Annotated in this window: 15 protein-coding genes; 10 read left to right on the top strand and 5 right to left on the bottom strand. The window is 41.2% G+C overall.

What is annotated here, in order from left to right:
• Positions 1–65 precede the first annotated feature (65 nt).
• Complete coding sequence (locus tag ACO1D1_RS07960) at positions 66–1,721, bottom strand: FAD-binding dehydrogenase (RefSeq protein WP_423335514.1); 1,656 nt, start codon at positions 1,719–1,721, stop codon at positions 66–68.
• Positions 1,722–1,921: 200 nt separating this feature from the next.
• Here ACO1D1_RS07960 and ACO1D1_RS07955 point away from each other — a divergent pair, with 200 nt between their 5' ends.
• The 5 genes from ACO1D1_RS07955 (at position 1,922) to ACO1D1_RS07935 (ending at position 5,305) form a co-directional block, all read left to right on the top strand.
• A complete protein-coding gene (locus ACO1D1_RS07955; protein ID WP_423335513.1) occupies positions 1,922–2,251 on the top strand; it encodes a PadR family transcriptional regulator in 330 nt (109 codons plus the stop codon).
• The gene (locus ACO1D1_RS07950) at positions 2,248–3,438 is read left to right on the top strand and encodes a DUF2812 domain-containing protein (protein ID WP_423335512.1); all 1,191 of its coding nucleotides are present in this window, start codon (positions 2,248–2,250) and stop codon (positions 3,436–3,438) included. The genes ACO1D1_RS07955 and ACO1D1_RS07950 overlap by 4 nt, the downstream gene beginning before the upstream one ends.
• Before the next feature lie 83 nt (positions 3,439–3,521).
• Complete coding sequence (locus ACO1D1_RS07945) at positions 3,522–4,040, top strand: hypothetical protein (RefSeq protein ID WP_423335511.1); 519 nt, start codon at positions 3,522–3,524, stop codon at positions 4,038–4,040.
• Between the two features lie 34 nt (positions 4,041–4,074).
• Complete coding sequence (locus ACO1D1_RS07940; RefSeq protein WP_423335510.1) at positions 4,075–4,653, top strand: uracil-DNA glycosylase; 579 nt, start codon at positions 4,075–4,077, stop codon at positions 4,651–4,653.
• Between the two features lie 79 nt (positions 4,654–4,732).
• Positions 4,733–5,305, top strand: a complete 573-nt coding sequence (locus ACO1D1_RS07935; RefSeq protein ID WP_423335651.1) for a histidine phosphatase family protein — start codon at positions 4,733–4,735, stop codon at positions 5,303–5,305.
• A 105-nt stretch (positions 5,306–5,410) separates the two neighbouring features.
• Here ACO1D1_RS07935 and ACO1D1_RS07930 read toward each other — a convergent pair whose 3' ends face one another.
• Positions 5,411–5,893, bottom strand: a complete 483-nt coding sequence (locus ACO1D1_RS07930; RefSeq protein ID WP_423335509.1) for a GNAT family N-acetyltransferase — start codon at positions 5,891–5,893, stop codon at positions 5,411–5,413.
• Positions 5,894–6,023: 130 nt separating this feature from the next.
• On the opposite strand from ACO1D1_RS07930, the gene ACO1D1_RS07925 reads away from it, so the two are divergent.
• From ACO1D1_RS07925 to ACO1D1_RS07910, 4 genes are all read left to right on the top strand, one after another.
• Positions 6,024–7,007 carry a hypothetical protein gene (locus ACO1D1_RS07925; RefSeq protein WP_423335508.1) on the top strand — a complete coding sequence of 328 codons (984 nt, stop codon included), beginning with the start codon at positions 6,024–6,026 and terminating at the stop codon, positions 7,005–7,007.
• A gap of 112 nt (positions 7,008–7,119) precedes the next feature.
• Positions 7,120–7,530, top strand: coding sequence for a hypothetical protein (locus tag ACO1D1_RS07920; protein ID WP_423335507.1), 411 nt, complete (start codon positions 7,120–7,122; stop codon positions 7,528–7,530).
• 115 nt (positions 7,531–7,645) lie between these two features.
• On the top strand, positions 7,646–8,110 hold the full coding sequence (locus ACO1D1_RS07915; RefSeq protein ID WP_423335506.1) for a GNAT family N-acetyltransferase: 465 nt from the start codon (positions 7,646–7,648) through the stop codon (positions 8,108–8,110).
• Complete coding sequence (locus ACO1D1_RS07910; RefSeq protein WP_423335505.1) at positions 8,107–8,565, top strand: hypothetical protein; 459 nt, start codon at positions 8,107–8,109, stop codon at positions 8,563–8,565. Before ACO1D1_RS07915 ends, ACO1D1_RS07910 begins: the two co-directional genes overlap by 4 nt.
• A 74-nt stretch (positions 8,566–8,639) precedes the next feature.
• Here ACO1D1_RS07910 and ACO1D1_RS07905 read toward each other — a convergent pair whose 3' ends face one another.
• Positions 8,640–9,944, bottom strand: a complete 1,305-nt coding sequence (locus ACO1D1_RS07905; RefSeq protein WP_423335504.1) for an Nramp family divalent metal transporter — start codon at positions 9,942–9,944, stop codon at positions 8,640–8,642.
• A 238-nt stretch (positions 9,945–10,182) separates the two neighbouring features.
• Between ACO1D1_RS07905 and selB the strand changes: the two genes are divergently transcribed.
• Complete coding sequence (gene selB, locus ACO1D1_RS07900; protein WP_423335503.1) at positions 10,183–12,066, top strand: selenocysteine-specific translation elongation factor; 1,884 nt, start codon at positions 10,183–10,185, stop codon at positions 12,064–12,066.
• A 53-nt stretch (positions 12,067–12,119) separates the two neighbouring features.
• Here selB and ACO1D1_RS07895 read toward each other — a convergent pair whose 3' ends face one another.
• Both ACO1D1_RS07895 and ACO1D1_RS07890 read right to left on the bottom strand, forming a co-directional pair.
• Positions 12,120–13,616: a TerD family protein gene (locus ACO1D1_RS07895; protein WP_423335502.1), complete on the bottom strand. Its 1,497-nt coding sequence runs from the start codon at positions 13,614–13,616 to the stop codon at positions 12,120–12,122.
• A 203-nt stretch (positions 13,617–13,819) separates the two neighbouring features.
• A complete protein-coding gene (locus ACO1D1_RS07890) occupies positions 13,820–15,280 on the bottom strand; it encodes an alanine/glycine:cation symporter family protein (RefSeq protein ID WP_423335501.1) in 1,461 nt (486 codons plus the stop codon).
• Between the last annotated feature and the right edge of the window lie 58 nt (positions 15,281–15,338).

The raw sequence follows: 15,338 nt of genomic DNA, 5'->3' as shown, positions 1-15,338 counted from the left end.
CAAAGAGGCAGCGAAATTCATCGAGATGAAATTTCACTGCCTTTTTGTATTTTTTATCTCCTGTATTATTTTAATTCTTTAGCGAGCGCGCGTCCTGCCTGCCGTCCGGTAAACAAGCAGCCGCCGACGAAGGTTCCTTCCAGTGAACGATACCCGTGAATGCCGCCGCCGCCAAACCCGGAGACCTCACCGGCCGCATATAAACCCGGAACGGGGTTTCCAGATGAATCTAGGACTCTCCCAGATAAATCCGTTTGCAGCCCGCCCAGTGTTTTGCGGCTGACGATGTTTAAACGCACTGCAATTAATGGACCCATTTTTGGATCGAGAATTTTATGAGGCGGGGCAACCCTTATCAGCTTGTCACCCAAATAGTTCCGTGCACCGCGCATGGCGGTTATTTGCAGATCTTTCGTAAATTTATTTTCAATCTCTCTGTCTCTTGCAAGAATCAGTCGTTCAATATTGGAGGGGTTTAATAAACTTTTTCCAGTCAGCTTGTTCATTCCAGCAACGAGTTCCGGCAGAGTATTGGCGATGACGAAATCTTCACCCTTTTCCATAAATGCCTTGACGGGTGCTGTTGGCCCTGGCAGAACGCGAGCTAATACTTTTTTAATACTCTTTCCGGTTAAGTCGGGATTCTGCTCGGAACCTGATAAAGCAAACTCTTTTTCAATTATTTTTTGCGTTAAAATAAACCACGAATAATCATAGCCAGTCTTCATGATGGCTTCCAGTGTTCCGAGTGTATCGAAACCAGGGAAGTTCGGAGCGGAGAAGCGCTTTCCTGTTGCATCGAGCCATAAGGAAGACGGGCCGGGTAGGATGCGGATTCCATGCATGGGCCAAACCGGATTCCAGTTATTAATGCCTTCTGTATAATGCCACATCCGGTCCCGGTTGACGATACGGCCGCCAGCCCTCTCTGTAATTGCCAGCATTCGCCCATCCACATGGTCAGGCACACCGGAAATCATATTTTTCGGAGCCGCCCCAAGCCGGGCTGGCCAATTTTTTCTAATGAGTTCGTGGTTGCCGCCGATCCCGCCACTTGTCACCATCACAGCTTGCCCATCGAATTCAAAGTCGCCGACAACTTCACGGGAACTTGCTTCGCCGCGTGCAGCGGAACTTGGCACAAGAACATCTCCGCGGACACCGACAATCGTGCCATGTTCCTTACGCAACTCATTTACCCGATGGCGGGGGCGATAATCAATCAGGCCATTTGCTATCGCTTTTCGAACCCTGTCTTCGAATGGCTTTACAAGACCTGGACCTGTTCCCCAGACAATATGAAATCTTGGAACAGAGTTGCCGTGCCCTTCAGCCAGATAGCCACCGCGCTCTGCCCAGCCAACCACTGGGAAAAATCGAACCCCCATGTCATATAGCCATTTGCGTTTTTCACCAGATGCGAAATCAACGTAGGCCTCTGCCCACTTTTTCCCCCAATAATCTTCGTCGTTCTCACGGTCCCAGCCAGCCGCCCCCAACCAATCCTGCCAGGCAAGTTCCCGGGAATCCTTAATACCTATCCTTCGCTGTTCCGGTGAATCGACGAGGAATAATCCGCCAAATGACCACCAAGCCTGTCCACCAAGCGATGCCTCTGGTTCTTGGTCTAAAAGGAGAACGTTCTTTCCGGCATCTGCAAGTTCAGCGGTGGCCACTAAACCTGCGAGTCCGGCACCCACAACAATGACATCATAGTTCAAGCAACTTCCTCCTCCGTGTTTCGAAAATTCGGAAAAATAAATATCACTTATTATAGCACGGTTCTTGCTCAATATTCGATTACCTTGTTCATTAAAAGAATTTTTTGGAAAAAGGGTGATTGATTTATATGTCACGTCGTGATATAGTCATGACAAGATATATATACTTGCGACGTAGTATTTAACGATGAGGTGGGATTTTGGACATTGAGAAGGTATTGAAAAAATATGTACCTATGACAGAAACGGCTTTTTACATTTTGCTTTCGCTTTCGGTACCTCGGCACGGATATGGAATTGTTAAACATGTTGAAGACATAACGAACTCGCGAATTATTTTAGGCTCCGGAACTGTTTACGGAACACTAACGAAAATGCAAAAAGATGGAATCATTACGGTATTTGCTGACGAAGAAAGAAAAACAGTGTACGAGGTAACGGAAACCGGAAAAACATTGATTACTGCTGAGATCAAGCGGCTGAAGGAGCTGCATCAGAATGCATTGATATACGAGGGGGAGTTTTTATGATCAAAAAAGTAATAAGGCCCTTCTGGAGCTTTGATGTCCAAAAAACTGAAAAGTGGCTCTCGCAAATGGCGGAAAATGGCTTTTTATTAGAGAAAATCAATCGGATTGCTCGTTGTTTTTATTTTCGGAAAGGGGAGCCAAAAACGTTAACATACCGAATTGGCTTCGATAAAATGCAAGGGGAATCACTAGCAAGTGTGTTAATGAATGAAGGGTGGGCCAAGGTTCTGCGTGCAGGCAGCTGGTTTGTTACATCGAATGAAAGGCCGATGGGGCAGATTAAAACCTCGACTGTCCGTGATGGAATCATCAAACATAATCGCATTATTTCCAATATTTTTGGGATTATTCTGTTTTGGTTTTCGATGATGCTCATATTTTTTCTTAGTAGTTTCGGGCTCAGTTTACTATCACCAGATTCTCAGGTGGAGGTTGTGGAGAGTCCGTACTGGATTTTCACCTATTTATATTTTGCGGTCTTAGTAATGGCATTCGTACTTTCAGTTTATACGGTAATAAAAATTCATCAAACAAATAAAAATCTATTGAATGAAAAAGCAACTACACAAAATACTCTAGGTAAAACTTATTTGAGCAAATCGGAGGAAAAGGAATACAAGCAATCTGGCAGGCTGATTAGAAAGCGAAAGCTAGGTTGGATGTATGCCCCGGATAAGCTGGAACAATGGCTCGAGAAAATGGAAGATGAGGGATATCACCTTTATCGTGTGAGTAAAACAGGAACACTGTTTTATTTCCTAAAGGGACATTCGCGGAAAATCAGTTATTGTGCCGATTATCAAAACATTTCCGATGAAAGCTATTTTGACATCCATCAAGATGCCGGCTGGAAGAAGATGTTTGTGTCATTTGGATCATTACAAAAATGGACCATCTGGAGCCGGGAATATCCCAAAGGTGAAGTGAAGCCGGTCATCTATAGCGATAAAACGAATCAATTAAAACAAGCAAGAAAAGTCGCAATCGTCTACACTTGCCTCTTCCTGCCATTAATTTTGATCTATATGGTTAATTTGGGATTGGGTATCGAATTAATGGATGATTATAAACTAGATTCACAACACATTTTTACAATTATTGTGATGGTTTTAGCCATATTGACTTTTGGCAGCTTTTCGGTCAGGACATGGATGTACTATAACCGTTTAAAAAAGCGGATTGGGTGAAATTTTCGTCAAAATGTGTAGCTCCGTATGAATCATCCCAAAATGCAGAATAATATGTTCATACATTATTAGGGGTGTTTGAGATGAAAAAAACCACCATTATTTTTTCGGGAATAGTTCTCTTATTGTGCTTAAATTCCTTTAAAAGCCAGGCAGATGAACTGCCAAGATTATCTCCCGATTGCTTAGAAAATATGAAAAATCGAGATATGCAATATAATAAGGCAATCATGAAAGATATTAGTGCCAGCCATGATCTGGACATTAATGATCAAAGCTATATAGAGGTAACGGATCGAGGATTAGATGCTGCTAATATGATTTATGGCGGAAAAGAAATCGATGAATATTATCAATCGCTCCATCAACAATTTATCGTCGCATCCCGAGGTAAACCGACATTGTTTGTAAAACCCGGTGAGGCCTATTTACTTTATAAACAACCGGACAACACGAATGTGGCTGTCCATTTAAAACTTAATGATCTTAAGTGGGAAGTCATAGAAAAGAAAAAGAAAAAAGGGGATGCTATTAAATATAAGTTGTTAAAATGTGAACAAGATTACATGAAGGAAAAGAAAGAATATAACAGCAGAGATTAATTGAGCTACAATAAGCAATTTGGAGGTAACTTGCATGCCGGAATTTTGTCCAGTTCTTTGGCCGGAAGAACCAACACCGGAAGATCAAATAAATTGCTGTAAATGTGCTCTGGACCAGCATGGTTCACGAATGGTTTGGGGGGAAGGGAATCCAAGCGCTCCTATCATGATTATTTTAGATAATCCGGGAGCCCGCGAAGATCGCGAAGGGAATTCTTTTGTCTGTGGGACAAGGCAAACACTGCAGCGGGCTGCTGACGAGGTTGGTTTATCCATGCAAGATTTGTACGTGACTTTTATTTTGAAAAGAAAGCCTGTGCGTGCATATGATAAAGAACGGGTTCGGCAAACGTGCATGATCCACCTTGATCATCAGCTTAAAGAAAAAGAGCCAAAGTTAATTTTGTGCTTAGGGAATGTTGCGGTCCAGTCTTTTTTTCAAGATTCTGAGGCAGAGGTAAAGTCCCTTCGTGGCGCTATTCATCACGTGCAAGGTTATCCAACAGCCGTTGGTTATCATCCATTAGCCGTTCGGCGCCGGCCAAATCTTTGGTCAACATTTGTGGAAGATTGGAAAATAGTTGCAAAACATTACCAAAATCAACTAACATAGAAACATAATTAACTGCGATACTGAGATCGACTAAAGTATCGCTTTTATATTTTATAGAAACGGAAAGGGGAAGGTTAACATTACAACCATTTTCTTAGTTCGTCATGGTGAAACGGATTGGAATGCTGCTGGCAGAATTCAAGGAAGTACCGATATTCCATTAAATGCGAAAGGCATTCAACAAGCTAAGGAGTGTGGGCAATTCCTGAAACAGTCGTCATGGGATGTAATTATCACAAGTCCACTTAAAAGGGCGAAAGTTACTGCAGAAATCATTAATGAGAATTTGCATATCCCTTTGGTAGAGATGGGGGACTTTAAAGAGAAATTTTTCGGGGATGCAGAAGGGATGACCTTGGAGGAAAGGAGGGCAAAATATCCAGACCATATGTATCCTAATCAAGAAGATGAGGAATCACTGACGAAACGGGTGATGAACGGATTAGAAAAAATAAACCATGACTATCCAAATCAAAAAGTGATCCTTGTTGTACATGGAGCTGTGATTAATTCAATTTTGGCTGAGATCTCGAATGGTGAATTGGGATATGGGAAAACAAGGATACAAAATGCTTGTATCAGTGATATCCATTATCATGAAAATGGTTGGAAAGTTAGGACCTTTAATCAGGTTTCTCATCTATCGCAATAAGATAAATTTGGGTCTGGTAGTTTAGTAGACCGAATGAACCAACGGCGATTAATGATTAATATGGATATTTTTTGTGTGTTATCCAAACAGAGGAGCCAAAGAGATTTAACTAAGGGAGTTTGTATCAAACTCTTGTATAGACCTTCTCTTTTGATCATATCTCTCACGGTAGTTACCGCCCGTATATGCTGAAATGGTGCTCCTCCAAAAAGCCTGTGCCGGGTAGTTCCTTTCCACTTGGGTGACGAACCACTTACCAGGAAATAAGCTGAAGATTTGAGTAGCAGCGATTTTTCCATACCCTTTACCTGCATATTTTCGAATGATAAAAAATTCTTGAATGGCGTTTGGCTCTGTTTCTGTTGCACTTTCAACGAGTGCGAAGCCAATCAGTTCGTCCTCCTTTTTTATAAAAAAGGGGTGCAGGTTCGGGTTCACCCAAAATGGCGTCAAATCAAACGGCTTATACGAACCATCGTGTTCTAATGTAATAGCAGATAAATATTGGCTAAAGTCATAAATATAAAATTGCATTAAATTATGTAAAATATGCTCTTCTTCTTTCATTACTTTCATAAGTTTTATCATTGTGCAACCTCCTATCCTCTTCTTTATTTATTAGACAAGGTGCGTCTGTTTCCTTTTTTTTTCGAAAAAAAAGGATTTTTGTTAGAAGAATCTAATAAAACATTATAGAAATAGTAGAGAGGGGAACGGAATGGACGAGTCTAAATTCTATGCCTATTGTTTACAGGGGGATGTAACAGCTGCTTTTGAGTACCTCCGCTCAATTCCATATAAAAGTGATAAATATCAGAAATTAGAGTCCAGGTATGTTAATCGTTTTTTTGGAGGACAGCCGACCTATCGCTTTAAGACGGATGACCTTTGGATTAGAAAAGTTATATTAGCATATTATCAGTATTTTACTTCCGTGCTAACAGAGAAAAATGTTGAAGATGCGGAAACTCAGCTGGTTCAGACTTTAAGCCAAATCCTTCACATGAATGATTTAACTGCCAGCCTTGATCAAATTGAAGAGAAATTAGAATTAATTTTTGAGGAAAAGGGCTTCCGATTTTTAGGGGGTGTCACGGCTCCATTTAGAGGGCCCTATATTTGGAAGACAACAAAGAAAATGGACTTCAGGGTTGAGCTGCCACACGAAACACAGGATGTTACGGTCTACTTCCTCCGTGATTTTATTATGTTAAGCTGGCTCCATTTTGCTACGTTTGGCGAAAAATATGCCGGAGGTTGGGCTAAAGCTGACGGACTTTATTACGTGGATGATGGACCGAAGAGAAAGAGAATAAAACTGGACAGCAGTGAGTTTCAAGTGAGCTATTTAAAACACGAAGCACAGCATCTAAGTGATTATTCGCGCTTTCCCCATTTGCTCCCAAAAGATTTAGAATATCGGGCGAAGCTGGTTGAACTCATTTATGAACCGAGACCATTCAGATTGCTAAAGAAATTTTCATATGAAGCCAAAAATGACCCGAACTTCCCTCATCCATATTCATCGTTTGTCATAATGAGCAGGATGGCTAAATTAGCTTTTGGAATAGAGGGGCTTCAGAACTTGGAAAAATGGGGCACATTGGATACCACTCAGATCCAGGAATGGGCTTTGGATTTATATAATATGCATACCGGCCAGCTCGAAGAAAATGGGTCAGATGTAATAGGTGTAATTTAAGTTTTTCCACTTCTTTAGGGATTTATTTTTCTACATTTACCCAATCATAAACCCTTCAGTTATAACCTAAAATAAGATGGTTCACTCATTCAAAACAAAGGGGTTGATGGGGTTGAGATGGCATAAAACAATGCTTTCCATGATTCAGCAGCGACAAGATAAAAAGGTTGCCTTGGCAGTTGATACTTCCACGAATGAAGCACCAAGCATTTTGATCAATAACATAGTAAAACTGTTTGAACAATTGAAGCCTGACACTATTTTGGTTCAAGCAGATTTTAAAATTAGAAGCATTTCCCCAGTGAAAAGTGATACGATAAAATACCAAACACACGGGAAATTTTCCTATACATTAGTGCTGGAATGGGCAAAAGAAGAAAACATAGATACACTGTTTTACATTACCGATGTAACCGGCTTTTTTTCTGAAGAAATGGATCAAGTCGATTTTGAACTTTTTTGGCTTGTCCCAGGTGGCATTTTACCGCGGGTGCCATTTGGAAAAGCAATTAAAGTTGCTTAAAAAGGAGCAAATCTCTCACATTTGGTGGGGGATTTTTCATTTTTTGAAAAGAGGAAATATCACGGTTGATGGTGAAAAGTTATATAGGATGCTTTTTAAATAAGGAGTTTTCAACATGATAAGAATGATTGATTTACATAAGAGTGACATTGTTACGGAATTGTATTTGTTGCAAAGGGCCTCTTATTTGGTCGAGGCAAAGTTAATCAATTTTTATGAAATTCCGCCTTTAAAAGAGACGGTGGGGGAACTGAAAGATTGCGGTGAGTTATTTTTGGGATATTTTCTAGACGAGGAACTTGCAGGTGCCCTGTCGTATTCCATCAATGGGAAAGAGCTGACGATTTGCCGTATGGTTGTCCATCCAAACCATTTTCGTAAAGGGATTGCGCAATTGTTATTAAAGGAAGTAGAAAAAGGTAATAAGGAAATGGCAGTATTAAAAGTATCAACTGGCAAAGAAAATATCCCTGCAAGGGGATTATATTTAAAAAATGGCTTTGAATGGGTTGGCGACATTGAGGTTGTGCCGGGATTATACATAAGTAATTTTGAAAAAAGAAGGGTAGAGGAGCAATGACAACAACATATTCACATAAGCAATTGGCGGTAAACTGTTTTAATGCCGTTTGGGATTTCCTGGATTTATCTGAAAGGACACAAGCTGAAGAGGAGAAGATGATTCATCTTGCCCATGCTTCTTTTTGGCATTGGACACAGGTAGAGGAGCATACTCCTAAAAATCTATCGATTGGGTATTGGCAGTTATCTAGGGTCTATGCAACCGCTGACCTTGGTGATCGAGCCCTTTTCTATGCTGAACGTTGTTTGGAAGTGAGCGTAAACCACCAAATTGAGCCATTTTATGTAGGGTATGCCTATGAGGCATTAAGCAGGGCAAATACATTATTAGATCATATGGATTTGGCAAAAATACAAGCCAAGCAAGCAATTGAATATGCTCAAAAGGTCAAAGATGAAAATTCAAAGATAATGCTTTTGGATGATATAGGAACAATAAAGTTTAGCCACTAAACGACCGTAACTACAAAATTTTCACAGTTACGGTCGTTTATACTACGCTTTATTTTCATTTTCGCACTATTTATTTAACCAATCAGCATCTGTACAACCATCCAAACATTTAAGCTAAGAATAATCATGGCGAATATTGAGGAAAGAACAGTTGTGATTCGTTTGTTGGTTAATACACCCATGATGTCTCGTTTTTGCGTGAAGTAAATTAACGCTATGATTGGAAATGGTAAAACAATACTAAGTACTACCTGGCTGATAATTAAAGTTTGCGTTGGGTCGACACCGATGGCTACGATAATCACGGTAGGAAGCATCGTGACTAAACGGCGGATCCATAATGGAATGGTAAATCCGACAAATCCCTGCATAATTACTTGCCCGGCCATTGTTCCAACAACAGAACTTGATACACCTGAGGCAAGTAGTGATATCAAGAATACACTGGCTGCTGCAGAACCGAGCAGTGGTGTTAGGGTATGGTAGGCCGTTGTAAGATCGGCGATATGGCTTTGCCCAGATCTGTTGAAAACAGATGCTGCCATATACATCATTGCAAGATTAACAAATCCCGCCAGGGTCATCGCAATCATTATTTCTTTTGTACTAAATTTTTGGATTTTTATTTTTTCAAAATCATTTCTAGGTACGATCCGGTTCTGGGTTAAACTTGAGTGCAAAAAAATCGCATGCGGCATGACCGTGGCACCGATTACTCCGACTGCCAGCATGATACTTTCACTGTTACCAAGCCACGGAACGACACTGTGATAGGCAATTTGTGAAAAATCGGGCTTAGAAATAATCGTTTCCACCAGGTAACATAACCCGATTAGCATGGCAAAAGCAGCGATGAATTTTTCCAGCGGCCGGAAGCCGAGTTTTTCTAGCATCAATATTAAATAGGTTACAACACCTGTAATGATAGTGGCAAGCAGCATTGGAATGCCCGCGAGAAGGTTTAGTGCTAATGTTGCCCCTAAAAATTCCGCAAGGTCAGTCGCCATGGCAGCAAGTTCAGAAACTACCCACATGATAATCGTCAGCCATTTCGGCATATGATCGCGGCAAAGTTCCGGAAGGCTTTTTCCGGTGGCAATTCCAAGTTTGCCAGACATGTTTTGCAGGAGCATCGCCATCAAGTTTGCCAGAACAATGACCCACAGCATTTTGTAGCCAAAGCGGGCACCACTTTGAATGTTGGTAGCAAAATTTCCAGGATCGACATAGGCAATGGATGCAATGAAGGCAGGGCCAAGAAACGGCAGTAAGGCCCGAATTCCTTTTACTTTTCCATTTATGGCATCCCTTGCGGCGGAAACAGTTCGGTTTTCCGCTGCACGAGCCTTGTCAACTGCTAGTGAATTAGGTTGGCTCATCAGATACCATCCTTTCTTTGATGTTTTTCGTAGACGCAAGGTTTGTTCGTCGGTGAACAAAAGTTGCATCAATGCAAAATTATAACTTTATTATATAAAATTTCGAAAAATTTGTGAATGATTTTGCCTAAAAAAATATTATTTTTTGCAAATAGAATTGGGAATGGAAATGTATGCTTGAACAAAAGCGTTCCAAAGGCTACAGTAGAATGGTAGAACGATTAAGAAGGTGGCAAGCTTGGAAAAACGATATTTTACAATCGGAATGGCGGGACATATTGATCACGGAAAAACAACCTTAACAAAAGCGCTAACGAATGTTGATACCGACCGTCTAAAAGAGGAAAAGGAACGACAAATCTCCATTGAACTGGGATTTGCACCATTATATGAAGACGATGAAATCCAAATATCCGTCATAGATGTCCCGGGCCATGAACGGTTTATCCGGCAGATGATTGCCGGAGTCGCCGGAATTGATTTAGTGGTGCTAGTCGTTGCAGCTGATGAAGGTGTGATGCCGCAAACAAGAGAACATCTGGATATCTTAAAATTCTTAGGTGTAAAAAATGGACTAGTTGCGATTACAAAAATTGACAGGGTGGATGAAGAGTTTATTGAACTGGTCAAGGATGATATTTTAGAAGAGCTGACCAATACCGTGTTTGAAGATAGCCCACTTGTTCTTGTTGACAGTCTATCGAAAAAAGGGATAGACGAGATGAAAGAATTAATTATTAAAACATTAAAAGAACAGGAAATGCGTGATGCAAAAGGGGCATTCCGACTGCCAATCGACCAGGTATTTACGGTAAAAGGTCAAGGGACGGTCGTTCGCGGTACAGTGTATGAAGGGACTGTTGTGGAAGGGCAAGCCCTAAAAATTATGCCGAACGGAATAGAAGTAAGAGCAAGGCAGATTCAGGTCCATCATAAACCGGCCGTGAAGGCGTACGCAGGACAGCGGACAGCGATCAATCTATCTAATGTATCAAAAGATGATTTAGCGCGGGGAGATGTTCTAGTATCATCCGAACACTTTATTGTGACGAAGACAGTCGACGTGGCGATTCGGATGGTGGCCGATCTCGAACATATAGTCAAGCAGCGGATGCCAATCAAGCTTCATATCGGAACAGCAGAAGTGATGGGGCGGATTGTTTTCTTTGACCGTAATGAAATAAAAGAAGAAAATGGAGAAATCCTTTGTCAGCTGCGTCTTGAGGAGGAAATACTCACGAAACGTGGAGACAGATTTATTTTACGCAGGCCAAGCCCGCAAGAAACGATTGGCGGCGGTTGGGTGATTGATCCGCGGGGAAATAAATACCGCTTCGGAAATCAGACTATTGAAGAGCTTGAAAAGAAAAAGGTTGGTACACCAATAGAACGAATCACTGCCGCTTTAGTGGAAGCGAAAAGCCTTCCCGTAAATGAATTAATCAAACGGACGGCACTTGATGAAGAGACATTAAACGAGCATCTAACTGATGCTGAATTTGTTCTATATAATGGTAAAGAGTACACACTGCAGGGGTTAATTCATTCGATAGAAGAAGATATTTTTGATCAATTACAGGATTACCATCTGACCCATTCGATGAAGACTGGCGTCAATAAGGCAGAATTAATACACACCATGCAAAAAAGGTTTCCTAAATCCTTGCTTGATTTTGTCGTGGAGAATGGAATGACAATTGGACTATTTAAGCGGAAAGAACAATTTGTGTCCCTTGCATCGTTTGTTCCCCATGTACCGAAAAGCTGGGAGAAACGGACTGAAAATTTGCTTCTTGAATTGAAAAAGGATGGGCTTAAGGTCCGGTACTTAAAGGATTATTTTTCAAGCGCGGGTATTCCTGAAACCCTTATATTCGATTTAAAGAGATTTCTTGAAGAGCAGGAGTTAATCGTTCCATTAGATGAGCAGTTTGCCTATCACGGGGATGTATTCAAGGAAGCGGTTGAAAAGCTGCGCAGCCAGACAGGCTCTGAATTTGAAGTGGGTGCTGCGAAGGAGGTTCTTGATTTATCAAGAAAATACATGATTCCATTTTTGGAACGATTGGATGCAAAAGGTTTTACCAAAAGGGTAGAGAATAAAAGAGTTTGGCAAAAATAAAAAGAGAAAGCCCCATTTCCTAAAAATCGGAAATGGGGCTTTCTTGCAATGGATTATGAAAGAAATTCTGCAGGGTTTAAGCCAAGCTCGCGGCAAATGTCTGCGACCATTTGCTGTTCATGGTGGTCGAAGTTTCCATCAGCATAGCCAATGGCAATACAATAGCGAGCAACTAAGCGTGCTATTTCCGGTTTGCTTCTTATTTTTCCGAGGGCACGGAATGCCTCGGCGCGGCCCATCATCCGGTCATTTTCCATTCTGGAAATGAACAAATTAAATTTTTGAATGACTTTATTCGTATCAAATACCCGTAATTCATCACTTTGATGGACAAATTCAAGCATCTTTTGCCGTTCTGATGCGTCCAGGTAACCATCTGCCATTGCCACTAAAGCACATGCGGCAACAACGGCATCGAGGACGTCTTGGCTTTTATAGCGACTGAACAAATCTTGTGCTTTTCTCTTTTGTGTATTTGCCCATTCCGCATAATCAGTTTGCGAAGGTGACCAATTGTTACCACAGCTATTACAGGTGAACTTGAGTTGATTCTGCCCAATAAAACCACCCAGTAGACCGACAGGGCCAAGGATTAACCCGCCGATGGCTGCTTTACCAAGACCGAAGCCTTTTTTTCCGGTTCGGACATGTGTTGAATGGCAGCGGGGGCACATAATATCGTCTCCACCATACGATTGATGTGAGCCTGTTGTCGATGGGAAAGTCGATTGGGACGGATACCCGTAAGCAGGCTGCTGATAAGATGAATCCGGTTGTAAATGCACAGGCTGTTGGTATGAAGGATTACCCGGCTGGCTTTGCTGGTAAGGACTATAGCTGCTTTGATTTTGCTGATAAGGATCATATTGGTTCGTATTTGGTTGTTGATAAGCTGTTTGTTGTTGAAAAGTATTTTGATGTTGCTGATAATTGGATGGCTGTGTTGGCGGTGTAGATGGCGCACTTGCCGGCGGATCATCAACGGCAATCCCAAAATTTCGGCATAATGCGGCTAAGCCACCTTGAAAACCGCTAGCTATTGCATTGAATTTCCATTCTCCGTTATGGCGATATAATTCGGCTGCAACAATCGCTGTTTCCACCGTAAAGTTCTGTCCTAAGTTAAACCTTAATAATTCTTCATTTGTCATTTCATTAAAAATACGGACATACGATTCTGACACTTGTCCGAAATTTTGCCGTTTTACCTGCGCATCATGAATGGTAATTGTAAAGGCGACTCGGTGAATATGGCCGGGAACTCTGTTTAAGTCGATTCTGATTTGTTCGTCATCCCTCACACCTGAACCAATGCGGTTATCGCCGCTATAGATAATGGAACCGTTTCCGCCGGAAGGGTTATTATAAAAAACAAAATCCTGATCACTGTTCACTTTTCCAGATTCATTTAATAAAAATGCTGATGCATCTAAATCAAAGTTTGAACTAAGATTGCTCCCATTCCACCCTAATCCAACCACAACATTTTGCAGACCAGGGTGTGATTTCGTTAAATCAACCTTTTGTCCTTTACTTAGTGTAACACCCACACTTTTCACTCCTCATCCTTGTTATATATGTACATTATAAATCTAATATTGAAAAAGGGGAAAACTTCAAGCTGAAGAACATTTTTGCCCACTCCTAAAGTATACGAGGGGAGGGAGAAAAGGTTTCACATTTATCTTAATCAAAATGAAATAAGGGGCTGACTCAAGTAAGTCAGCCCCTCAAACTTTATTTTTTTGTAAAATCAGCCTGTCTTCTCAGTTTCAAGTGGATTAGAATGTTCTTTTTCCCAGTAGTCAGCATTTGTAATACCAAGCTTAACAGGGTCAAACACAGGATCTTTTCCATCTTTTAATTGTGCTTCATAGTCTTTTAACACTTTTAAGGCCGGTTTTGTCAGAAGTAGAATCGCAATGATATTTAACCAAGCCATACTTCCCACACCTACATCACCTAATGCCCAAGCAAGACCAGCTGTTTTCACACTGCCATAGAATACCATTCCGCAGATGACTACCTTTAGCAGGAAAATTGTCCATGGACGTTTTGTTTTACGGTTAATGTAAGCAAGGTTTGTTTCTGCCATATAGTAATAAGCCATGATGGTTGTAAAGGCAAAGAAGAATAAAGATAGTGCCACAAATGGAGCCCCAAAGCCAGGGAATACAGCCTCAACAGCTTTTTGTGTATAGCCGGGACCTGGTTCCATTTTTCCAAGGTTGGTTACAATGGCTTTTCCGCCTTCAGGAGTAACATTGTACATTCCTGTAATAAGGATCATAAATGCTGTGGCCGAACAAACTAGTAGAGTATCTACATAGACAGAAAATGCCTGCACAATTCCTTGTTTTGCTGGATGTGATACTTCAGCCGCAGCCGCAGCATGTGGACCTGTTCCTTGACCCGCTTCATTTGAATAAATTCCACGTTTAACACCCCAAGAAATGGCTGCACCTAAGATCCCGCCAAACGCAGCATCCGTACCAAAAGCACTTGAGAAGATTAGTTTTAAAACACCCGGTAATTCAGAAATATTCATGAACGTAATAACAAGAGCAACGATAATATAACCTAACGCCATGAATGGAACGACGAATTCTGCCACACGTGCAATCCGCTTAACTCCACCAAAGATAATGAAAGCAAGGAATAGTACGATGATGCCGCCTGTAATGGCTGGATTAACTCCGAAAGCGTTTTCAACACTTAGTGAAATACTATTTGCTTGAACGCCTGGTAAAAGCACCCCTGTTGCAATAACAGTTACAACGGCAAATAATACAGCATACCATTTAATATTTAGCCCTTTTTCTATGTAAAATGCAGGGCCGCCGCGGAATTGACCATCCTGTTTTGCTTTATATACTTGTCCTAAGGTTGATTCAATGAATGCTGATCCGGCACCTAAGAATGCCATCATCCACATCCAGAAAACGGCTCCTGGACCGCCGAATGCAATTGCCGTTGCAACACCGGCAATGTTCCCGGTTCCTACTCTGCCTGATAATGAAAGACTTAATGCCTGGAATGAAGAAATACCAGCTTCAGATTTTTCACCTTTGAACATTAACGAGAAAATGTCTTTCATATGCCTAACTTGAAGAAATCTTGTTGCTAGCGTGTAAAATAAACCTACCCCTAAACATAAATAAATGAGTGCCTGGCTCCAAATGATCCCATTTAGCCAATTTACAAAATTCTCCATAAATTTCCCCCTTTGTCCTTTCTGTTTATTATTATATAACAGAATATTATACAAAAGA

The sequence above is a fragment of the Neobacillus sp. 19 genome (assembly GCF_049463095.1).
In the GTDB taxonomy this organism is placed as follows: Bacteria; Bacillota; Bacilli; order Bacillales; family Cytobacillaceae; genus Neobacillus.
Note: the sequence above shows the minus strand (reverse complement) of the source record. Positions and strands in the feature narration are given on the sequence as shown.

Excerpts from the sequence above, each read along its gene's own strand:
- ACO1D1_RS07950 (WP_423335512.1), top strand. The coding sequence starts at position 2,248 with ATGATCAAAAAAGTAATAAGGCCCTTCTGGAGCTTTGATGTCCAAAAA.
- ACO1D1_RS07945 (WP_423335511.1), top strand. The coding sequence starts at position 3,522 with ATGAAAAAAACCACCATTATTTTTTCGGGAATAGTTCTCTTATTGTGC.
- ACO1D1_RS07940 (WP_423335510.1), top strand. The coding sequence starts at position 4,075 with ATGCCGGAATTTTGTCCAGTTCTTTGGCCGGAAGAACCAACACCGGAA.
- ACO1D1_RS07930 (WP_423335509.1), bottom strand. The coding sequence starts at position 5,893 with ATGATAAAACTTATGAAAGTAATGAAAGAAGAAGAGCATATTTTACAT.
- ACO1D1_RS07925 (WP_423335508.1), top strand. The coding sequence starts at position 6,024 with ATGGACGAGTCTAAATTCTATGCCTATTGTTTACAGGGGGATGTAACA.
- ACO1D1_RS07915 (WP_423335506.1), top strand. The coding sequence starts at position 7,646 with ATGATAAGAATGATTGATTTACATAAGAGTGACATTGTTACGGAATTG.
- ACO1D1_RS07910 (WP_423335505.1), top strand. The coding sequence starts at position 8,107 with ATGACAACAACATATTCACATAAGCAATTGGCGGTAAACTGTTTTAAT.
- ACO1D1_RS07905 (WP_423335504.1), bottom strand. The coding sequence starts at position 9,944 with ATGAGCCAACCTAATTCACTAGCAGTTGACAAGGCTCGTGCAGCGGAA.
- ACO1D1_RS07890 (WP_423335501.1), bottom strand. The coding sequence starts at position 15,280 with ATGGAGAATTTTGTAAATTGGCTAAATGGGATCATTTGGAGCCAGGCA.